General features: G+C 70.4%; 19 protein-coding genes and 1 riboswitch. Of the genes, 13 read left to right on the top strand and 6 right to left on the bottom strand.

Annotated elements, in window-relative coordinates; translation table 11 throughout:
- Window positions 1–74: 74 nt before the first annotated feature.
- Together I3F58_RS19260 and I3F58_RS19265 are read right to left on the bottom strand one after the other, a co-directional pair.
- Complete coding sequence (locus tag I3F58_RS19260; protein ID WP_308355042.1) at window positions 75–1,604, bottom strand: hypothetical protein; 1,530 nt, start codon at window positions 1,602–1,604, stop codon at window positions 75–77.
- Window positions 1,605–1,730: 126 nt separating this feature from the next.
- On the bottom strand, window positions 1,731–1,937 hold the full coding sequence (locus I3F58_RS19265; RefSeq protein ID WP_240109876.1) for a hypothetical protein: 207 nt from the start codon (window positions 1,935–1,937) through the stop codon (window positions 1,731–1,733).
- Between the two features lie 180 nt (window positions 1,938–2,117).
- On the opposite strand from I3F58_RS19265, the gene I3F58_RS19270 reads away from it, so the two are divergent.
- The gene (locus I3F58_RS19270) at window positions 2,118–3,092 is read left to right on the top strand and encodes a carbohydrate kinase family protein (RefSeq protein WP_240109877.1); all 975 of its coding nucleotides are present in this window, start codon (window positions 2,118–2,120) and stop codon (window positions 3,090–3,092) included.
- Window positions 3,093–3,253: 161 nt separating this feature from the next.
- Here I3F58_RS19270 and I3F58_RS19275 read toward each other — a convergent pair whose 3' ends face one another.
- Window positions 3,254–4,642, bottom strand: a complete 1,389-nt coding sequence (locus I3F58_RS19275; RefSeq protein WP_240109878.1) for a cysteine desulfurase/sulfurtransferase TusA family protein — start codon at window positions 4,640–4,642, stop codon at window positions 3,254–3,256.
- A gap of 263 nt (window positions 4,643–4,905) precedes the next feature.
- Here I3F58_RS19275 and coxB point away from each other — a divergent pair, with 263 nt between their 5' ends.
- The 4 genes from coxB to I3F58_RS19295 all read left to right on the top strand — a co-directional run bounded on the left by coxB (window position 4,906) and on the right by I3F58_RS19295 (window position 9,408).
- Window positions 4,906–5,874: a cytochrome c oxidase subunit II gene (gene coxB / locus I3F58_RS19280; RefSeq protein WP_240109879.1), complete on the top strand. Its 969-nt coding sequence runs from the start codon at window positions 4,906–4,908 to the stop codon at window positions 5,872–5,874.
- Window positions 5,871–7,619 (top strand): cytochrome c oxidase subunit I, encoded by a 1,749-nt coding sequence (ctaD, locus tag I3F58_RS19285; protein WP_240109880.1) that lies wholly within the window; start codon window positions 5,871–5,873, stop codon window positions 7,617–7,619. Before coxB ends, ctaD begins: the two co-directional genes overlap by 4 nt.
- Window positions 7,616–8,014, top strand: a complete 399-nt coding sequence (locus I3F58_RS19290) for a cytochrome c oxidase subunit 4 (RefSeq protein WP_240109881.1) — start codon at window positions 7,616–7,618, stop codon at window positions 8,012–8,014. Before ctaD ends, I3F58_RS19290 begins: the two co-directional genes overlap by 4 nt.
- Window positions 8,015–8,142: 128 nt before the next feature.
- Window positions 8,143–9,408 carry an Ig-like domain-containing protein gene (locus I3F58_RS19295; protein WP_240109882.1) on the top strand — a complete coding sequence of 422 codons (1,266 nt, stop codon included), beginning with the start codon at window positions 8,143–8,145 and terminating at the stop codon, window positions 9,406–9,408.
- Window positions 9,409–9,432: 24 nt separating this feature from the next.
- Here I3F58_RS19295 and I3F58_RS19300 read toward each other — a convergent pair whose 3' ends face one another.
- The gene (locus tag I3F58_RS19300) at window positions 9,433–9,834 is read right to left on the bottom strand and encodes a hypothetical protein (RefSeq protein ID WP_240109883.1); all 402 of its coding nucleotides are present in this window, start codon (window positions 9,832–9,834) and stop codon (window positions 9,433–9,435) included.
- Between the two features lie 252 nt (window positions 9,835–10,086).
- On the opposite strand from I3F58_RS19300, the gene I3F58_RS19305 reads away from it, so the two are divergent.
- The 6 genes from I3F58_RS19305 (at window position 10,087) to I3F58_RS19330 (ending at window position 17,459) form a co-directional block, all read left to right on the top strand.
- Window positions 10,087–10,707, top strand: coding sequence for a heme-copper oxidase subunit III (locus tag I3F58_RS19305; RefSeq protein WP_240109884.1), 621 nt, complete (start codon window positions 10,087–10,089; stop codon window positions 10,705–10,707).
- A 64-nt stretch (window positions 10,708–10,771) separates the two neighbouring features.
- Window positions 10,772–11,581, top strand: coding sequence for a c-type cytochrome (locus I3F58_RS19310; RefSeq protein ID WP_240109885.1), 810 nt, complete (start codon window positions 10,772–10,774; stop codon window positions 11,579–11,581).
- Window positions 11,578–12,627, top strand: coding sequence for a ubiquinol-cytochrome c reductase iron-sulfur subunit (locus I3F58_RS19315; protein WP_240109886.1), 1,050 nt, complete (start codon window positions 11,578–11,580; stop codon window positions 12,625–12,627). Before I3F58_RS19310 ends, I3F58_RS19315 begins: the two co-directional genes overlap by 4 nt.
- Window positions 12,624–14,249: a cytochrome b N-terminal domain-containing protein gene (locus I3F58_RS19320; RefSeq protein ID WP_240109887.1), complete on the top strand. Its 1,626-nt coding sequence runs from the start codon at window positions 12,624–12,626 to the stop codon at window positions 14,247–14,249. Before I3F58_RS19315 ends, I3F58_RS19320 begins: the two co-directional genes overlap by 4 nt.
- 147 nt (window positions 14,250–14,396) lie before the next feature.
- On the top strand, window positions 14,397–15,461 hold the full coding sequence (gene trpD, locus I3F58_RS19325) for an anthranilate phosphoribosyltransferase (protein WP_240109888.1): 1,065 nt from the start codon (window positions 14,397–14,399) through the stop codon (window positions 15,459–15,461).
- Window positions 15,462–15,584: 123 nt separating this feature from the next.
- A riboswitch (SAM riboswitch) is annotated at window positions 15,585–15,702 on the top strand.
- A 389-nt stretch (window positions 15,703–16,091) separates the two neighbouring features.
- Window positions 16,092–17,459: an aminotransferase class V-fold PLP-dependent enzyme gene (locus tag I3F58_RS19330; protein WP_240109889.1), complete on the top strand. Its 1,368-nt coding sequence runs from the start codon at window positions 16,092–16,094 to the stop codon at window positions 17,457–17,459.
- 63 nt (window positions 17,460–17,522) lie between these two features.
- Here I3F58_RS19330 and I3F58_RS19335 read toward each other — a convergent pair whose 3' ends face one another.
- Together I3F58_RS19335 and I3F58_RS19340 are read right to left on the bottom strand one after the other, a co-directional pair.
- A complete protein-coding gene (locus I3F58_RS19335) occupies window positions 17,523–17,804 on the bottom strand; it encodes an Lrp/AsnC family transcriptional regulator (RefSeq protein ID WP_240109890.1) in 282 nt (93 codons plus the stop codon).
- Window positions 17,801–18,520 (bottom strand): rhomboid family intramembrane serine protease, encoded by a 720-nt coding sequence (locus I3F58_RS19340; protein WP_240109891.1) that lies wholly within the window; start codon window positions 18,518–18,520, stop codon window positions 17,801–17,803. Before I3F58_RS19340 ends, I3F58_RS19335 begins: the two co-directional genes overlap by 4 nt.
- A gap of 240 nt (window positions 18,521–18,760) precedes the next feature.
- Between I3F58_RS19340 and I3F58_RS19345 the strand changes: the two genes are divergently transcribed.
- Both I3F58_RS19345 and I3F58_RS19350 read left to right on the top strand, forming a co-directional pair.
- The gene (locus tag I3F58_RS19345) at window positions 18,761–19,018 is read left to right on the top strand and encodes a hypothetical protein (protein ID WP_240109892.1); all 258 of its coding nucleotides are present in this window, start codon (window positions 18,761–18,763) and stop codon (window positions 19,016–19,018) included.
- A 114-nt stretch (window positions 19,019–19,132) separates the two neighbouring features.
- On the top strand, window positions 19,133–20,497 hold the full coding sequence (locus I3F58_RS19350) for an NYN domain-containing protein (protein ID WP_240109893.1): 1,365 nt from the start codon (window positions 19,133–19,135) through the stop codon (window positions 20,495–20,497).
- Window positions 20,498–20,561 lie beyond the last annotated feature (64 nt).

The raw sequence follows: 20,561 nt of genomic DNA on the forward strand, positions 1-20,561 counted from the left end.
GGAGTTCTCCGTACGGCTCTCTGCGCGGCACGACGGCGGCGGTCCCCGGGACACCCGGAGACCGCCGCCGTCGGTTACACGCGCGGCACCGGCTCGCCCGTCACCGCGTCCACGACCTTCCGGTCGCCCAGCGGGGCCTTGAGCGTCACCGTGTCGCTGAGTTCTACCGCGAGGGCGATGCACGCCCGGTGCAGCTCGACGGGCGTGCCGTACAGCCGGACCTTCACCTGCGTCGCCGTCTCCTCGACGCGCATGGTGTACCGGCTGCACGCCCCGCCCAGGAACCACACCGTCAGCGTTCGGCCCTCGGCCTCGTACCGCTCGGCCCGCAGGTGCCCGTTCTGCCGTTCCGGCTCCGGCGCCAGCTTCTCCACCGGCACCGCCGGGTACGCGAACCGGTAGCGCTCCCCGTTCTCCCGCTCGGCGTCGAACAGCCAGGCCGGGACCAGCGCCGGGGCGCCCTTCTCCAGCTGGCCGGCCAGCCCGAAGGCCGCGCCCCTGATCGTCACCCGTTCCTTGGGCGGCACGGGGGACCCGGAACCCGGCTCGCACGGCACAGCCGGGTCCGTGCCGGAGGGTCCCGTGCCCGTCATCACATCCGGGTAGTTCGGCTCACTGCCGGGGCGCGGCACATCCGGCGCCTGCGGAGCGTCCGGGGCCTTCGGCTCCTCGTGCGGGACCGGCGACGCACAGCCGCCGATCCGGCTCCGGTACCCGACCGAGTCGTTCAGCTCGCGGACCGCCTCCTCGGCGCTCATCACCGGGTACTCGCTGCCCTTCACCGGATCCAGCAGCCGTCCGCTGCCGCCGACCAGCTCGCCGCCCGCGCCGACCCGGATCCCGGTCGACCAGTCGAACGTCGGCAGCCCCGCCACCACCGGGTCCGCGTTCACCACCCGGACCGAGTCCGTCACCTGGGTGGCGTCCAGCCTGGCCTTTTCCAGGCCCAGTCCCTTCAGCACCGGCGCCGCGGCCTTCTTCGCCGCCGCCTCGCTCACCGGCTGCCCGCTGCGGGTCCCGCCGTCCGGCGGGCAGGCCCGCTTGCCCTTGGGGCAGTCGTCGGACGCCGGGCCGCCCACGTGGTACGACCAGGTCGCCGGGGCCTCGGCGTCCACCCGCAGGACCGCGCCCGTGCCGTCCTTCTGCGGTCCGACCCGCCAGCCGAGCGCCTCCTTGCGGGGGGTGCCCTCCACGCCCAGCAGCCGGGCCAGCCGCGCCACGTCGTCGGCGTCCACGGAACCCTTCGGCCGGTACGTGTACGCCTTGCCGGGTCCGTCCGGCAGCGTCCCCCGCACCTGGTACGCCGCACCGCCCGGATCCGGCTCACCCGGCGCGATCCCCGGTTTCCCCGGTTCACGGATCCCGTCGCCGTCCGTGGCGGAGGGCGGGGGCGCGGCCCCACGGCTGTCCGAGACGGCCGCGTTCCCGGCGCCGCCCGCCGCCTCGCCCCGGTCGCCGCCCGCCGCGGCGACGGCCAGATACGTGCCTCCGCCCCCCGCGAGCAGGACCGCGGCGGCGATCATGGAGACGGCGAGCGGCGAACGCCGCCGGCCGGGGGTGACGTCCACCTGGCTGTCGCCTGTGGGCTCGTCTGTCTCACTCACCGCAACGCTCCTTCGTCGGTCCTACTCCCCTGTCGTATCTCCTTTTGACCGGAGACACCGGTGGGACGGAGCGGACGGGCGAGCGGTTCCGCACAACGGGGTACGGGGTCCGGCGGGGTGCGGGTCTCAGGCCCCGAACTCGGCCGTCCCGTCCAGCAGCCGTGCCGAGGCCGCCGGGACGACCACACCGTGGATCGCGGACGGCGGCACGGGGCGGGGCGTGTCCAGCACCGGAACCGCCCAGTGCGGGGCCATCCGTGCGGAGTCTCCGCACAGCTCGGCCAGGGTCAACTCGGGCTCCTGCCGCTCACGCGACGTCATGGTGTTCGACATACCGGCACCGTACGCACGCCCCAGGGGCCCGAGAAAGACCTACTATCGGGTAGTTTCCCCTGTTCCCCGCCCCGCCGACCGGCCGGTAGCGTTGGAGTGCCGACAACTCACCCGTCGCTCATCACCGCCCCAGTCCGGGCGCTTCGCGCGCCCCCCAATGACCCGCAGGAGCTTGCCGCCGTGCGTATCGCAGTCACCGGCTCCATCGCCACCGACCACCTCATGACCTTCCCCGGACGATTCGCCGACCAGCTCGTCGCGGATCAGCTGCACACGGTCTCTCTCTCCTTCCTCGTCGACAACCTCGACGTCCGCAGGGGAGGCGTCGGCGCCAACATCTGCTTCGGCATGGGCCAGCTCGGCACCCGCCCGGTCCTCGTCGGCGCGGCGGGCTTCGACTTCGACGAGTACCGCGCCTGGCTCGACCGCCACGGCGTCGACACCGGCTCGGTCCGGATCTCCGAGGTGCAGCACACCGCCCGGTTCGTCTGCACCACCGACGCCGACCACAACCAGATCGGCTCCTTCTACACCGGCGCCATGAGCGAGGCCCGGCTCATCGAGCTGAAGGCCGTCGCGGACCGCGTCGGCGGGCTCGACCTCGTGCTGATCGGCGCCGACGACCCCGAGGCGATGCTCCGCCACACGGAGGAGTGCAAGAGCCGGGACATCCCCTTCGCCGCCGACTTCTCGCAGCAGATCGCCCGGATGAACGGCGAGGAGATCCGCACGCTGCTGGACGGCGCGACATACCTCTTCTCCAACGAGTACGAGAAGGGGCTGATCGAGAGCAAGACCGGCTGGACCTCGGAGGAGATCCTCGGCCGCGTCGGTCACCGCGTCACCACGCTCGGTTCGCGGGGGGTGCGCATCGAGCGTGTCGGTGAGTCCGTCATCGAGGTGGGCTGCCCCGACGAGGAGGCCAAGGTCGACCCGACCGGCGTGGGCGACGCGTTCCGCGCGGGCTTCCTGTCCGGCCTGTCCTGGGGCGTCAGCCTGGAGCGGGCGGCGCAGGTCGGCTGCATGCTGGCGACACTGGTCATCGAGACCCTCGGCACCCAGGAGTACACCCTGCGCCGCGCCCACTTCATGGAGCGCTTCACGAAGACGTACGGCGACGAGGCCGCGTCCGAGGTGCGGGCCCACCTGGGCTGACCGCCGCCGGGGGCTGCGCGTCCTCCTCCGCAGGCGCCGGACGGGCCGCGTTCCGGCCTGTCCGGCGCCTGCGGACGGTCGCCGTCCGGAGGCGACAACGGTGTCCGGGGGCGGAGCCGGCAGTTCCGGGGAGGGGCCGGACGGGGTGGACGGGGCCCGGCCTACACCTTCCGCCGCACCACGTACGCCGCGCCGCCCCCCTCCACCGGCTCCTCGCCCGCGTACTCCTGTCCCCGCATCCCGCACCACGCGGGAATGTCCAGCCGCGCCGCCTCGTCGTCCGCGAGGACCCGCACCGTGCCGCCCACCGGGACGTCCCCGATCACCTTCGCCAGCTCGATCACCGGGATGGGGCACCGCTTCCCCCGCGCGTCCACCACCAGCGCCTCCCGGGCCCCGGCCGTCGGCGCCTCTGCCGTCACCGGCGCGCCGAGCCGTTCCCGCACCCCCGCGACGACCCCCGGCAGAATCTCCAGGAAACGTTCCACCTCGCCCCCGGGCACGCCCAGCGGCAGCGACACGCGGACGTTGCCCTCGGACAGCACGCCCATGGCGCGCAGCACATGGCTGGGCGTCAGGGTGGAACTCGTACAGGACGAACCGGACGACACGGAGAAACCGGCCCGGTCCAGCTCGTGCAGCAGCGCCTCACCGTCCACGTACAGACAGGAGAAGGTCACGAGATGCGGGAGGCGCCGCACGGGATCGCCCACCACCTCCACGTCCGGGACCGCCTCCGGGACCCGTGACCGGATCCGCTCCACCAGCCCCCGCAGCCGTGCCTCCTCCTCCGCCGCCTCTTCCCGTACCGCCCGGAGCGAGGCCGCGGCAGCCACCACCGCCGGGAGGTTCTGGAAGCCGGGCGACCGGCCCGACTCCCGCTCGTCCAGCGGCCCCTGGGCCGCGAACCGCACGCCCTTCCGAACCACCAGCAGCCCCACCCCGGGCGGTCCGCCCCACTTGTGCGCGCTCGCCGCCAGCAGCGACCAGTCGCCCTCCACCGGCCCCCACGCCAGCGACTGCGCCGCGTCCACCAGCAGTGGCACCCCCGCCTCCCGGCACACCCCGGCCACCCCGGCCACCGGCTGCACCGTGCCCACCTCGTGGTTGGCCGACTGGAGACAGGCCAGCGCCGTGTCCTCGCGCAGGGCGCGGGCGTACGACTCCGGGGTCACCGCCCCGGACCGGGCCACCGGCACCTCGGTGACCGTCCCGCCGGCCGCCTGGTGGGCCTCCGCCGTGTGCAGGACCGAGGAGTGCTCCACCGCCGACACCACCAGGTGCCGTCCCGCCCGGCGCCGTCCCGCCAGTGCGCCGGCCATCCCCGAGTGGACGGCGTGGGTCCCCGACGGAGTGAACGTCAGCTCGTCCGGGCGGCAGCCCACCGCCTCGGCCGCCGCCTCCCGCGCGGCGTCCAGCAGCATCCGGGCCCGGCGCCCCTCCCGGTACAACCGGGCGGGGTCCGCCCACCCTTCGTCCAGGGACGCCTGCAAGGCCTGTCGGGCGACGGGATGGAGGGGCGCGGAGGAAGCGACATCGAAGTAGGCCACGTGTTCACGCTATCCCCTGAACGGCCGCCGGACAGGGGTCGAAAGGCCCGCGCCGCCCCCCTGACACACGGCTCCCACCAGGCAGAACAACCCGAAAGAGGGGACCGGCGGCGCGTTGGGCACCCTCCCCGCGCGGCGCCAAATGGCGTCCAGTAGGGTTTGGTCCGCATAAACATCCAAACCCCTGCCCGCGTCAGGGCCGGCGACCGACCAGCGAGACGGCCGCAGCCGACCCGCGGGCGAGACTCTCGGGAAGGCGCTACGTGAGTCCCAACGGCTCCGACCGCTCGTCGCGGCGCCCGATGCGGCGGAAGCTGCCGCAGGTGCTGACTGCGGGCCTGATTCTGGCTACCGCCTCCGGTTGCTCGTACAACTGGGAGGACTTCCCCCGCCTCGGTCTGCCCTATCCGGCGACGGAAGAGGCTCCGCGGATCCTTTCTCTGTGGCAGGGCTCGTGGGCGGCAGCGCTCGTCACGGGCGTGCTCGTCTGGGGCCTGATCCTGTGGAGCGTCATGTTCCACCGGCGCAGCCGCACCAAGGTCGAGGTTCCTCCGCAGACCCGGTACAACATGCCGATCGAGGCGCTGTACACGGTCACGCCGCTCATCATCGTCTCGGTGTTCTTCTACTTCACCGCGCGGGACGAGTCCAAGCTCCTCGAGCTCTCCGAGAAGCCGGCCCACACCATCAACGTGGTCGGCTACCAGTGGAGCTGGGGCTTCAACTACATCGAGAACGTGGACGGCGACGCCGCCACGGGCACCGAGGTCCCCAAGGAACTCGGCGCCATTCCGGACAAGTTCCAGAAGGAGTTCCCCAAGGGGGCCGAGGGCGTCTACGACGCCGGTATCCCCGGCACCCGTGACCCGGAGACCAAGAACCCGGGTCCGACGCTGGTGCTTCCCGAGGGCGAGAAGGTCCGGTTCATCCTGACCTCCCGTGATGTCATCCACTCCTTCTGGGTGGTTCCGTTCCTGATGAAGCAGGACGTCATCCCGGGCCACACCAACGCCTTCGAGGTGACCCCCAACAAGCAGGGCACCTTCCTGGGCAAGTGCGCCGAGCTCTGCGGCGTCGACCACTCCCGGATGCTCTTCAACGTCAAGGTGGTCTCCCCCGAGGAGTACCGGCAGCACCTGAAGCAGCTGGCGGAGAAGGGGCAGACCGGCTTCATTCCGTCGGGTATCGAGCAGACTGACCCGGCCAGGAACGCGGAGAAGAACCAACTGTGAGCATCCTCAACGAACCCCAGGGTGCCGACACGGCAGCGGACGGCTCGAAGGAGCCGTACGAGAACGAGCTGCCCGTACGGCGCAGGCAGCCAGGCAACGTCGTCGTCAAGTGGCTCACCACCACGGACCACAAGACGATCGGCACGCTCTACCTGATCACCTCGTTCGTCTTCTTCGTCATCGGCGGTCTGCTGGCGCTCTTCATGCGCGCCGAGCTGGCCCGTCCGGGCACGCAGATCATGTCGAACGAGCAGTTCAACCAGGCGTTCACGATGCACGGCACGATCATGCTGCTGATGTTCGCGACGCCGCTGTTCGCCGGGTTCGCGAACTGGATCATGCCGCTGCAGATCGGCGCGCCCGACGTGGCGTTCCCCCGGCTGAACATGTTCGCCTACTGGCTGTACCTCTTCGGCTCGATCATCGCCGTGGCCGGCTTCCTCACCCCGCAGGGTGCGGCGGACTTCGGCTGGTTCGCGTACACCCCGCTGTCGGACGCCGTCCGCTCGCCGGGTGTCGGCGCCGACATGTGGATCATGGGTCTGGCCTTCTCCGGCTTCGGTACGATTCTCGGCTCGGTCAACTTCATCACCACGATCATCTGCATGCGCGCCCCCGGCATGACGATGTTCCGGATGCCGATCTTCACCTGGAACGTGCTGCTGACCGGTGTCCTGGTCCTGCTCGCCTTCCCGGTGCTCGCCGCCGCGCTGTTCGCCCTGGAGGCCGACCGCAAGTTCGGCTCGCACATCTTCGACCCGGCCAACGGCGGTGCCCTGTTGTGGCAGCACCTCTTCTGGTTCTTCGGGCACCCAGAGGTGTACATCATCGCGCTGCCGTTCTTCGGCATCATCTCCGAGGTCATCCCGGTCTTCAGCCGTAAGCCGATGTTCGGCTACATCGGTCTGATCGCCGCGACGATCGCGATCGCGGGCCTGTCGGTGACGGTGTGGGCACACCACATGTACGTCACGGGCGGTGTGCTGCTGCCGTTCTTCTCCTTCATGACGTTCCTGATCGCGGTTCCGACCGGTGTGAAGTTCTTCAACTGGATCGGCACCATGTGGAAGGGCTCGCTCTCCTTCGAGACCCCGATGCTCTGGGCCGTCGGCTTCCTGGTCACCTTCACCTTCGGTGGTCTGACCGGCGTCATCCTGGCCTCGCCCCCGCTGGACTTCCACGTCTCGGACTCGTACTTCGTCGTCGCGCACTTCCACTACGTGATCTTCGGCACCGTGGTCTTCGCGATGTTCTCCGGATTCCACTTCTGGTGGCCGAAGTTCACCGGCAAGATGCTGGACGAGCGGCTCGGCAAGATCACCTTCTGGACGCTGTTCGTGGGCTTCCACGGCACGTTCCTCGTCCAGCACTGGCTGGGCGCGGAGGGTATGCCCCGCCGGTACGCGGACTACCTCGCCGCCGACGGCTTCACCCTGCTGAACACGATCTCCACGATCAGCTCGTTCCTGCTCGGTCTGTCGATCCTTCCGTTCTTCTACAACGTGTGGAAGACCGCGAAGTACGGCAAGAAGATCGAGGTCGACGACCCGTGGGGCTACGGCCGTTCGCTGGAGTGGGCGACGTCCTGCCCGCCGCCGCGGCACAACTTCATCACGCTGCCGCGCATCCGCTCCGAATCCCCGGCGTTCGACCTGCACCACCCTGAGATCGCCGCGATCGACCAGCTGGAGAACCAGGGCCGCACGGAAACCGCGCTGGTCGGTGGCAAGGAGGCCGGCAAGTGAAGATCCAGGGCAAGATGTTCATCTGGCTGAGCTTCTTCATCCTCGCCATGGCCGTCCTGTACGGCGTGTGGTCGAAGGAGCCGGTCGGCACCACGGCGCTGTTCATGGCCTTCGGCCTGGCGATCATGGTCGGCTACTACCTGGCCTTCACGGCCAAGCGGGTCGACGCCATGGCGCAGGACGACAAGGAGGCCGACGTCGCGGACGAGGCCGGTGAGGTCGGCTTCTTCTCGCCGCACAGCTGGCAGCCGTTCTCCCTGGCCATCGGTGGCGCCTTCGCCTTCCTGGCCGTGGCCATCGGCTGGTGGCTGATGTTCTTCTCCCTGCCGCTGATCCTCATCGGCATCTTCGGCTGGGTCTTCGAGTACTACCGGGGCGAGAACCAGAACCAGTAGTAGTCGGACCGTGTGCCGTCGAAGGGCCCGGCTCCTCCTTCAACAGGGGAGCCGGGCCCTTCTTTTGTGGTCATCCTTTCGGCCCCATCCGGCGTGCCGCGTTCGACAGTTCTTCCTACGGTGTGGTTATGAACCACAGCCACACGCCGAACCTTCGCCTCGCCTTCAGCCTCTCCCTGCTGGCCGTCGTCGCGGGCGCCGGCGCGGCGGGCTGTGCCGGCTCCGACGGCGACCACCCGCTGTCCGCCCGCCCCTACGACGCGGCCGGGCAGATCGCCTTCAACGGACCCGGGGAGAACCGGAAGGCGGCCCTGGACAAGCCCCTGGAGGTCACCACCAAGGACGGTGACGGCCGCATCACGGACGTCACGGCCGTCGACGAGGCCGGACACCACCTGGCCGGTGAACTCACCGCCGACGGCAGCCGCTGGCGCTCCACGGGCCCGCTGGCCGCGGATGCCCGGTACACCGTCAGAGTGGCCACCGAGAACGGCGACGGCGCCCCCGGCGTCCGTACCCTCACCTTCGAGACCGCGGCGGGACCACAGCAGCTCAAGGCCGAGTTCGGCCCTCAGGCGGGTACCTACGGCGTCGGACAGCCCCTCACGGTCAAGCTGAGCGCCCCCGTCACCGCCAAGGAGGGGCGGGCAGCCGTCGAGCGGGCCCTCAAGGTGCGCTCCAAGCCCGCCGTGGCAGGGGCCTGGCACTGGGTCGACGACAAGCAGCTCCACTACCGGCCCAAGGAGTACTGGCCCTCCGGAGCCAGGGTCACCCTCACCGGCAACCTCACGGGCGTCCGGGTCGGCAAGGGCCTGTACGGCACGGCCACGGAGCCGCTCACCCTCACCATCGGGGACCGGGTCGAGGCCATCGCGGACGCCGCGGCGCACACCATGACCTTCAAACGCAACGGCAAAGTGATCAACACCATGCCCATCACCATGGGCAAACCGGGCTTCTCTACGCGAAACGGCACCAAAGTCGTGCTGGAGAAGCAGTACTTCGTCCGGATGCGCAGCTCCACGGTCGGCATCGCGGCGGGCAGCAGCGAGTCCTACGACCTGCCGGTGTACTACGCGACCCGGGTGACCTGGAGCGGCGAGTACGTGCACGCCGCGCCCTGGTCCGTGGGCTCCCAGGGATGGGCCAACGTCAGCCACGGGTGCGTGGGCATGTCCACCGGGAACGCGGCCTGGTTCTACGAGAACATCCGGCCCGGCGACCTGGTGACGGCCGTCAACAGCATCGGTGACGACATGCCCACGTTCGGGAACGGGTTCGGTGACTGGAACATGCCGTGGGACAAGTGGCGTCAGGGCAGCGCGGTGCTGGGCGGCACCCGGGACGGGGCCGCCCCCTGGGACGGTGCCCGGCTGAGGCCGCAGGCGGTGTAGGGCACGGCCGGGAGGGCCGGTCCGCTACGCCTCCACCGACAGCCGGCTCCGCACCAGCCCCGCCAGCGCGTCCGCCAGTTCGACCGGGTCGACCGGCAGTGTCACCGCCGCGTCCGCACGGCTCCACGTGGCGAGCCAGGCGTCCTGCGGGCGGCCGATCAGGAGCAGGACCGGCGGGCATTCGAAGATCTCGTCCTTGATCTGCCGGCACACGCCCATGCCGCCCGCGGGGACGGCCTCGCCGTCCAGGACGCACACGTCGATCCCACCCCGGTCCAGCCGCTCCAGAACCGCCGGGAGCGTGGCGCACTCGACGTACTCGACCGGGGGGACATCGGCGGCGGGCCGCCGCCCCGCCGCCATCCGGACCTGCGCGCGGGTGTTCGCGTCATCGCTGTAGACCAGTACGGTGGCGGTCGACTGCATGGCTGGGTCCCTCCGGGTTCGTACGACGTCGTACACGGGAGCTGCTCGCTAACCGATCTGCTAACCGATCTGCGCGGATGCTACTCCCTCCCACGCCCCGTCAACACCGGCCGGACGGCCCCGCGCACGGTGTCCGACCACCGCCGGGGGACCGCTTCGATGGGCCGTTCGGGTAGCTGGCGGCACCCTCCGGGGGTGCGGACACTCCGAACGGCACCCCCCGGAGTGAGGGCGAGATAAGCGACCGACATAATGTCGGTCGTGGCGACAGCAACGACAGTAGATACCGGGCACGCGCACCCGACGGTCAATCGACCGAACCTCACCAGCGTCGGAACCGTCATCTGGCTCAGTTCCGAGCTGATGTTCTTCGCGGCCCTCTTCGCGATGTACTTCACCCTGCGATCGGTGACAGGTCCTGATTACTGGGCCGAGCAGGCGGAACACCTGAACTTCTGGTTCGCGTTCTCCAACACCACGATCCTGGTGCTCTCCTCTCTCACCTGCCAGCTCGGCGTGTTCGCCGCCGAGCGCGGCGATGTGAAGAAGCTGCGCGCCTGGTTCATCGTGACCTTCATCATGGGCGCGGTCTTCATCGGCGGCCAGGTCCTGGAGTACACGGAACTGGTCAAGGAGGCGGGCATGTCCCTGTCCTCCGGCCCGTACGGCTCCGTGTTCTACATGACCACCGGCTTCCACGGCCTCCACGTGACGGGCGGCCTCATCGCCTTCCTCCTGGTCCTCGGCCGGACGTACGCCGCGAAGAGGTTCACCCACGAGCAGGCGACCGCCGCCATCGTCGTGTCCTACTACTGGCACTTCGTCGATGTGGTCTGGATCGGCCTCTTCGCCACGATCTACATGATCAAGTAGTCGGGCGAGGGCCCGACACGTCCAGCAAGCATCGACGCAGAAGATCCTGACACCGGGGTAATCCGTGAAAAAGCTCTCCGCACGACGACGCCATCCGCTGGCGGCGCTCGTCGTCCTACTTCTCGCGCTGGCGGCCACAGGGGGGCTGTACGCCGCGTTCGCGCCCGCGGGCAAGGCGCAGGCCGACGAGACCGCCCAGTCCCTCGCCATCGAGGAGGGCAAGAAGCTCTACACCGTCGGCTGCGCCACCTGTCACGGCACCGGCGGTCAGGGCACCTCTGACGGCCCGTCCCTGGTCGGCGTGGGCTCGGCCGCGGTGGACTTCCAGGTCGGCACCGGCCGGATGCCCGCCATGCAGCCGGGCGCCCAGGTCCCGGGGAAGAAGAACATCTACACGCAGGCCCAGATCGACCAGCTCGCCGCGTACATCGCGTCGCTCGGCGCCGGTCCGATCACGCCCACCGAGGAGCAGTACAGCGTGGAAGGCGCGGACATCGCCAACGGTGGCGAGCTGTTCCGCAACAACTGCGCCCAGTGCCACAACTTCACCGGTGAGGGTGGCGCGCTGACCAAGGGCAAGTACGCGCCCCCGCTCACCGGCGTCGACGAGAAGCACATCTACGAGGCCATGCAGACCGGCCCGCAGAACATGCCCTCCTTCCCCGACACGACGATGCCGGAGAAGGAGAAGAAGGACATCATCGCGTACGTCAAGGCCGTGAACGGTGACGAGACGCCGTCCCCCGGCGGCTTCGGTCTGGGCGGCCTCGGGCCGGTCAGCGAGGGCCTGTTCGGCTGGATCTTCGGTCTCGGTTCGCTGATCGCTGTCGCCGTCTGGGTCGCGGCCCACACCGCTAAGGCCAAGAAGTCATGAGTAGCCAAGAGATTTCCGAAGAGAGCCTGCCGAGCGAGCAGGACAGCGCGCACGGCAAGGCGGTAGCCGAGAACCCGTTCGCGGATCCGGGCATCCCGCCCCACAAGCCCCGCATCCAGGACATCGACGAGCGGGCCGCCAAGCGCTCCGAGCGCACGGTCGCCCTGATGTTCACGGTCTCGATGCTCGCCACGGTCGGCTTCATCGCCTCGTTCGTCGCCTTCGACGTCGACAAGATCGTGTACATCTGGCCGCTGGGCCACGTCAGCATCCTGCACGTGATGCTGGGTCTGACCATGGGCATCGCGCTCTTCTGCATCGGCGCGGGCGCGGTCCACTGGGCGCGGACGCTGATGTCGGACGTGGAGGTCGCGGACGACCGTCACCCGATCGAGGCGAGCCCCGAGGTCAAGGCCAAGGTCATGTCCGACTTCCGGCTGGGTGCCGAGGAGTCCGCGCTGGGCCGCCGCAAGCTGATCCGCAACACCATGTTCGGCGCGCTCGCGATGGTGCCGCTCTCCGGCGTCGTCCTGCTGCGTGAGCTGGGCCCGCTGCCCGAGGACAAGCTCTTCAAGACCAACTGGTCCAAGGGCATCCAGCTGATCAACATGAACACCAACGAGCCGCTGCGTCCCGAGGACGTTCCGGTCGGCTCGCTGACGTTCGTGAAGCCCGCGAACCTGGACGACCACGACCACGACTTCAACACGAAGATCGCCAAGGACGCCGTGATGGTCGTTCGGATCGAACCGAAGGACATCAAGGACCGCCGCGAGCTGGAGTGGTCCCACGAGGGCATCGTCGCCTTCTCGAAGATCTGCACCCACGTGGGCTGCCCGATCTCCCTGTACGAGCAGCAGACCCACCACGTCCTCTGCCCGTGCCACCAGTCCACCTTCGACCTCTCCGACGGCGCCCGTGTCATCTTCGGCCCGGCCGGCCACGCCCTCCCGCAGCTGCGGATCGGCGTCAATGGCGAGGGCTTCCTCGAAGCGCTCGGCGACTTCGAAGAGCCCGTCGGTCCTGCATTCTGGGAGCGCGGATGAGCACCGCAGACAACACATCGCGGAAGGCGCCCGCCGGCGAGCGGGTCGCGGACTGGGCGGACGGCCGGCTCGGGATCTACTCCCTGGCCAAGGCCAACATGCGCAAGATCTTCCCGGACCACTGGTCCTTCATGCTGGGTGAGATCTGCCTCTACAGCTTCGTCATCATCATCCTGACGGGTGTCTATCTGACACTGTTCTTCCACCCGTCGATGAACGAGATCACGTACGAAGGCTCGTATGTCCCCATGCAGGGCATCACGATGACCGAGGCGTACGCGTCGACGCTGGACATCAGCTTCGACGTCCGCGGTGGTCTGCTGATCCGGCAGATCCACCACTGGGCGGCGCTGATCTTCCTCGCCGGCATGTTCGTGCACATGATGCGCGTGTTCTTCACCGGCGCGTTCCGCAAGCCGCGTGAGATCAACTGGCTGTTCGGCTTCCTGCTGTTCGTCCTGGGCATGTTCACCGGTTTCACCGGCTACTCGCTCCCGGACGACCTGCTCTCCGGCACCGGTGTCCGCTTCACCCAGGGCGCGATCCTGTCCGTGCCGATCGTCGGCACGTACATCTCGATGTTCCTGTTCGGCGGAGAGTTCCCCGGCCACGACATGGTGGCCCGGTTCTACTCGATCCACATCCTGCTGCTGCCGGGCATCATGCTCGGCCTCGTGGTGGCGCACCTGATCCTGGTCTTCTACCACAAGCACACGCAGTTCCCCGGTCCCGGCCGCACCAACAAGAACGTCGTCGGCATGCCGCTGCTGCCGGTCTACATGGCCAAGGCCGGAGGCTTCTTCTTCCTGGTCTTCGGCGTCATCGCGATCATCGCGGCGCTCTTCACGATCAACCCGGTGTGGGCCCTCGGCCCGTACCGCCCGGACATGGTGTCCACCGGCGCCCAGCCCGACTGGTACATGGGCTTCGCCGAGGGTCTCATCCGCGCCATGCCGGGCTGGGAGGTCAACGTCTGGGGTCACACGCTCGTGCTGGGCGTGTTCATCCCGCTGGTGCTCTTCGGTGTGATGCTGGCCGCCATCGCGGCGTACCCCTTCATCGAGTCGTGGATCACCGGGGACAAGCGCGAGCACCACATCCTGGACCGCCCGCGCAACGCCCCGACCCGCACCGCGCTGGGTGTCGCCTGGATCACCGGCTACATGGTCATGCTGATCGGCGGTGGCAACGACATCGTCGCCACCCACTTCGATCTGTCGATCAACGCGGTCACCTGGTTCGTCCGGATCTTCTTCTTCGTCGGACCGGTCATCGCGTTCGTGGTCACCAAGCGGATCTGCATGGGTCTCCAGCGTCGCGACCGCGACAAGGTGCTGCACGGCCGCGAGACCGGCATCATCAAGCGGCTGCCGCACGGTGAGTTCGTCGAGATCCACGAGCCGCTCAGCCAGGCCCGGCTGCACTCGCTCACCGCGCACGAGCAGTACGAGCCGGCCGAGATCGGTCCGACGGTCGACGAGAACGGCGTCGAGCGCAAGCCGAGCCGCACCCAGAAGCTCCGCGCCAAGCTCAGCAAGGGCTACTTCGGCGAGGACAACCAGGTGCCGAAGGCCACCGTCGAGGAGTACAAGGAGATCAGCGCGGGCCACGGCCACCACTGATCACCTGACATCTGACCTGTAGGGTCGCCACGGCGAGAGCCCCGTCCATTTAACGGACGGGGCTCTTTGCCGTCCTCGGGGGTGGATAGGCTGGTGCCGTGTCCGGAGTTCGGAGAACTCCGGAGTCCTACGACCCAGGAGCGACCCATGAGCGCTGTGCCCCCCGCTGGAGGACCGACCACGGCGGGCCGCTCCTGGCCGGCCGTCCTGGACGCACTGCTGACCGGTCAGGACCTGGACGCGGACGCGACCGCCTGGGCGATGGAGCGCATCCTCAGCGGTGAGGCCACCAACGCCCAGATCGCGGGCTTCGCGGTGGCGCTGCGGGCCAAGGGCGAGACCGTCCAGGAGATCACCGGCCTGGTCCGCACCATGTATGCGCACGCCCGCACCATCGACGTGCCGGGCCCGTCCGTCGACATCGTCGGCACGGGCGGCGACGGCGCCAAGACCGTGAACATCTCGACGATGTCCGCGATCGTGGTGGCAGGCACCGGGGCGAAGGTCGTCAAGCACGGCAACCGGGCCGCGTCCTCGGCGTCCGGTGCCTCCGACGTCCTGGAGAAGCTGGGTGTCAACCTGGAGCTGACGCCGGACCGGGTGGCGGAGGTGGCGGAGGAGGCGGGCGTCACGTTCTGCTTCGCCGTGAAGTTCCACCCGGCGCTCCGGCACGTGGCCGCGGCCCGCAAGGAGCTGGGCATCCGCACCACGTTCAACTTCCTGGGCCCGCTGACCAACCCGGCGAGGGTCTCCGCCCAGGCGACGGGCGTGGCGGACGCCCGGATGGCCCCGATCATGGCGGGTGTCCTGGCCGGGCGCGGTGCGTCGGCGCTGGTGTTCCGCGGCGACGACGGGCTCGACGAGCTGACCACCACGGCCACCTCACGGGTGTGGGTGGTCCGGGACGGCGCGGTGCGCGAGGAGACCTTCGACCCGAGGGACGTCGGCCTCGACCTGGTGCCCGTGGAGGCCCTCCGTGGCGCCGACGCCTCGTACAACGCGGATGTCGCCCGTCGGCTGCTGGCCGGGGAGACCGGTCCGGTACGGGACGCGGTCCTGCTCAACTCGGCGGCGGCGCTCGTGGCGCTGAGCCCGACGGACGCGCCGCTGGCGGAGCAGATCAGGGCCGGGATGGCCCGGGCGGCCGAGTCGATCGACTCGGGCGCGGCGAGGGACGCGCTGGCGCGGTGGGTCGAGGCCAGCCACCGATAGGCGGTGCGGGGGCGCTCCGGTATGCGGGAACCCGCTTCCCGGGGGCCGGAGCCTCCAGAGGCGTTCCGGCATGCGGACCGGCGACTTGCGCCGTCAGGCGCGTATGGCAGGATGCTGAACCAAGGTCATGAGTGACAGCGATTCCGGCCCCGGCCCGCTGTCCGGCAACCCTCCGTCCGTGGCGGGGTGCCCCGGGTGAAGACCAGGCCGCAGGCAGCGAGGTCTGTGGCAAGCGCGGACCCCTGTCGCCCCTGGGGTCCTGGTCCCGAGGGAGCCGTCTCGTGAGCAAGCGAATGCGCTAGGGCCTAGGCCCGTCGCTTTCCCCCACCCCGCCCTTCCCGTATCGGGAGGGCTCCGCCCCTCCCCCCCCCGTCGCGCTGGAACAGCGCTCGTCCTCGGATGCCGGGCGGGCTCGGCCTCCGGCACCTCACTCGCTGGAGCAGCGGGGGTCCGCCCCGCGAACCGGTTCCGTGCGGGCCGGGCGGTCGTCAGCCCCTCCGGGTGTCCGAGGAGCGGGGCTTCGAGGACAGCACCCCCGGCTGCGAGAAGGGGGCGGCGGGAGAGCGACAACCGGTCTAGGCCCACCTTCGCGCCCCCATTTCGCCTGCCCTGTACGGGAGTTCGTTCGTCATGTGTGCCACCGGCCTTGCCACCGACCCGACCGTCCGCACCCCTCTGCCCGTTCTGGGGCAGAACGTCACCGTCCCGCTCGTGACCGGCGGCGAAGTCGCCTACGCCGCACTCGACCACGCTGCCAGCGCACCCGCGCTCCAGCGTGTGTGGGACGACGTCGCCGCCTACGCGCCGTACTACGGAAGCGTGCACCGAGGCGCCGGATACCTGTCCCAGCTGTCGACCGAGCTGTTCGAGAACAGCCGCCGCACCGTGGGGGAGTTCCTGGGCTGCCGTCCCGGCGACCAGGTCGTGTTCACCCGGTCGACGACCGACTCGCTCAACCTGCTGGCCCGCGCCCTTCCCCGGGACTGCCGGGTGTTCGTGTTCGAGACCGAGCACCATGCCTCGCTGCTGCCCTGGGGGGACTCCCGGGTCACCTGCCTCGACGCTCCCCGTACGCCCGCCGAGGCGGTCGGCACGCTGGAACGGGCACTGGCCGACCGGGAACCCCACGGGCCCGCCCTCGTGTGTGTGACGGGCGCGTCGAACGTCACCGGCGAGCTGTGGCCCGTACGGGAGCTGGCGTCCGCCGCGCACGCGCACGGCGCGCGGATCGTGCTGGACGCCGCCCAGCTGGCCCCGCACCACCCGGTGGACGTGGCGGAGCTGGACGTGGACTGGGTGGCTCTGTCGGGGCACAAGCTGTACGCGCCGTTCGGTGCCGGGGTGCTGGCAGGGCGGGCCGACTGGCTGCGGGTGGCGGAGCCGTACCTGGCGGGCGGCGGGGCCTCCCGGAGCGTCTCACGGCGCCGGGACGGCGGGGTGGACGTGGTCTGGCACGACACCGCTGCCCGCCACGAGGCCGGGTCCCCGAACGTCATCGGCGCCTACGCCCTCGCGTCCGCCTGCAGGGCGCTGACGGAGGCGGGGTTCGACGCGCTGGTGGCGCGGGAGGAGGAGCTGGTCGACCGGCTGCGCGAGGGGCTGGCGGAGGTGCCGGAGGTGCGGGTGCTCTCGCTGTTCGGGGACGGCGCACCGCGTGTCGGGGTGCTGTCGTTCGTCGTCGACGGCTGGAACAGTTCGCACTTCGCCGCCGCGCTCTCCGCCGAGTACGGCATCGGGGTCCGCGACGGTCTGTTCTGCGCGCATCCGCTGGTCCGGACACTGCTCGGGGAGGCCCCTCGGACACCCGGCGAGTGCGGCGCGCCGGCCGCCGCGCGACCGGGGGAGAGGTCGCTGAACGCCGTCCGGGTCAGCTTCGGCGCGGGCACCCCGGACGAGCACATCGACCGTTTCGTACGGGCGGTGAAGGAACTCGTACGGGACGGGGCGCACTGGACGTACCGCACGGAGGACGGGCGCTGCGTGCCCGACCGGGGATGAGGGAGCGGGTGTGGCCGGATGAACGGCCGTGGCCGAACCGTGTTCCCTCGTACGGGTGAACCGTCAGGCGTCGAGGCCGATGGCGAAGGCGGCTTCCAGGTCATGCTGCGAGTAGGTGCGGAAGGCCACGTGCGTGTCGGTGCCCTCCACGCCCGGGATCCTGCTGATCCGGCCCGGGATGACCTCCGCGAGGTCGTCGTGGCGGGCCACCCGCACCATGGCGATGAGGTCGTACGTACCGGTGACGGAGAAGACCTCGCTGACGCTGTCGAGCGCGGCGATCTCCTCCGCGATCTCCGGGATGCGGTCCACGCTGGTCTTGATGAGCACGATCGCGGTGATCACGGCTGTCCTTCTCCCTCGGTGGCCGCTGCTGGGGCCTTCACTCTAATGCCCCGGTAGCGCGCCCACGCGTAGAGGAAGCCCAGGCCGAACCCGATCAGGTGGGCCAGGTAGGCCACGCCCGGCCCGCTTCCGGCACCGCGGGCCGCGAGCCACTGGAGCGCGAACCAGAAGACCAGCACGATCCAGGCGGGGAAGCGCAGGGGCAGGAAGAAGAGGAACGGGAAGAGGCTGGTCACCCGGGCCCTCGGGAAGAGGTAGAGAAAGGCGCCGAGCACGGCGGAGATCGCGCCGGACGCGCCGACCAGGGACTGGTCGCTGCCCGCGTGCGCCAGCGCGTACCCGCACAGCGCGAGGCAGCCGCAGCCCGTGTAGAAGAGGCCGAAGCGCAGGTGGCCCATCCGCTCCTCGGCCATCGCGCCGAACACGAACAGGAACAGCATGTTCCCCAGCAGGTGCAGCCAGTTGCCGTGCACGAACAGCGCGCTGAACGGGGTGAGCAGCGTGCCGGGCGCCCCGCTCAGCAGCTCCGAGGGGATCACCCCCCAGCGTTCGAAGTAGGCGCCCTGCGCGGCGAGCAGGCTCTCGCCCGTGCCGTAGCCGGTGCGCAGTCCGGAGGCCGGGCCGAGAACGAAGAGGAGTGCGCAGACGCCGATGAGGCCGTAGGTCACCGAGGGGCCGGTGGCCGCCACCCGGAGGGATCCCCGCCAGTCGATCATGCCCAGATCATGACGTAAACGGACCAAACCGAACACCCCGCCCCGCCGTGTCCGGCTCCCGGACCAGGGGTCGGAGCCCCGGGCCGCGCTGTCGGCGGAGGCCGTAGGGTTACAGGTGTCCCGGGGGCGGCGATGGCCGGTCCGGGGCGCCTCCGCAGTTCGACGGCGCACCGCGGACCCGTACCGGCACGTATTCGGACCGGCCCGCCCGGGCCGCGCACGAGAAGGACGACGGCACCCATGACGACGGTTCCCCAGCCGACAGCGACGACCCGCTGGCGCTGCACCCTCTGCGGCAATCTGACCCGCTTCGACGTGACCCGCTCCTCGAAGGTCGTGGAGTACGTCCATCTGGACCTGGCAGGGGAGCCCGCGGTCGAGGAGCGCGAGGTGGTCTCTGAGACCATCGAGTCGGTCCGCTGCCGCTGGTGCAACGCGGTGGACCAGATCGAACTGGTGGACCGGCCGGGCGCCCCGGCGGAAGGTGCCGGTTCCTGATCGAGACCTGATCGAGACCCGCGTGCGTGCGCACGGGTAGTAGGCCTGGTACGGCTGGTAGGTGCCGGTGACCCCGGCAGGCCGGGTAGCTGATGGGTAGTGGGGTGACGGATCGTGGCGGAGCCGGAGAGCGGCGCCGAGTCGGCCGGTGCGGCCGACGACGCCGCCGAGGCGCTCGACCGCCCGCTGCCCGAGCAGGTGCGGCGCCGGGTCGTCGCGCTGGTCTCGGACGCCTTCGGCGGCCTGACCGTCACCGAGCTGCCCGCGCAGCTGCGCCAGTACGCACGGTTCACGCCGAGCCGCCGCTCCCGGTTCGCCGGGAACGCGATGGCGGCGGCTCTGGAGAGCGACCCGGTCTTCCGGCAGCGGATCGCGGACCGGTTGCGGGCCTCCCAGCCCGAACTCGCCGACGCCGTCGAATCCGGCAACCCGCCCGCCGCCGCGGACCCCGTCGACGTGGCCGCGGCGGCCTACGTGCTGCGCCCGGGAGGCTGGGTCAAGCTGGTCGCCGCCGCCGGGGAGGAGGTCCAGCGGGCGGACGCCGAGCGGGCCGACGAGGCCGGCCGGCGCGAACTGGCCCGATTGCGGGAGGAGCTGGCCGAGGCCCGCGCACAGACCAGGAGCGAGACCGAGCGGCTGCGCACCGAACTGGAGGCGGCCCGCAAGGAAGCCGAATCGCTTCACCGCAAGCTCCGCAGCGCCCAGAGCGACGTCAAGCGCGGCGAGGCCGCGCTGCGCCGTGCCCGGGCGGACATCGACGCCGTCAAGACGGACGCGGCGGCCCGGGTGTCGGCGGCCGAGAGCGAGACCCGCCGTCTCAAGGCCCGGCTGGGGGAGGCGGAAGCGGCCCTGGAGGCCAGCCGTCGCGCCGCCCGCGAGGGCCGGTCCGTCGAGGACGTGCGGCTCCGTCTGCTGCTGGACACGGTCCTGGAGGGCGCCCAGGGGCTGCGCCGCGAACTGGCGTTGCCGCCCGTGTCCGTGCGGCCCGCGGACACCGTCGACGCGGTCGAGCCCGGCCGGATGTCACCCAAGGACATCGCGGCCCGCGCCCTCTCCGAGACCGACCCGGCCCTCCTCGACCAGCTGCTGGAGCTGCCGCAGGCGCATCTGGTGGTCGACGGCTACAACGTCACCAAGACCGGCTACCCGACGATGCCGCTGGAGAAGCAGCGGCTGCGGCTGCTGGGCGGGCTCTCCGCGCTGGCCGCCCGCAGCGGTGCCGAGGTGACCTGTGTGTTCGACGGTGCCGAGCTGGCCGCCCCGGTGCTGCTGGCCCCGCCGCGCGGGGTGCGGGTGCTGTTCTCCAAGCCGGGCGTCACCGCCGACGAGCTCATCCGCCAACTGGTGCGGGCCGAGCCGCCGGGACGTCCCGTGGTCGTGGTCTCCAGCGACAAGGAGGTCGCGGACGGCGTCGCCAGGTCCGGTGCCCGGCCGGTCGCGTCCGTGATGTTGCTGAAGCGGCTTTCGCGCCTCTCGTAACTCCTGTGCCGGATGCCCCTTTCGGGACTCGGGTTCAGGAACGGTGCGTCAACTCCACGTGACA

This window comes from Streptomyces sp. MUM 203J (genome assembly GCF_022414595.1).
Lineage (GTDB): Bacteria > Actinomycetota > Actinomycetes > Streptomycetales > Streptomycetaceae > Streptomyces.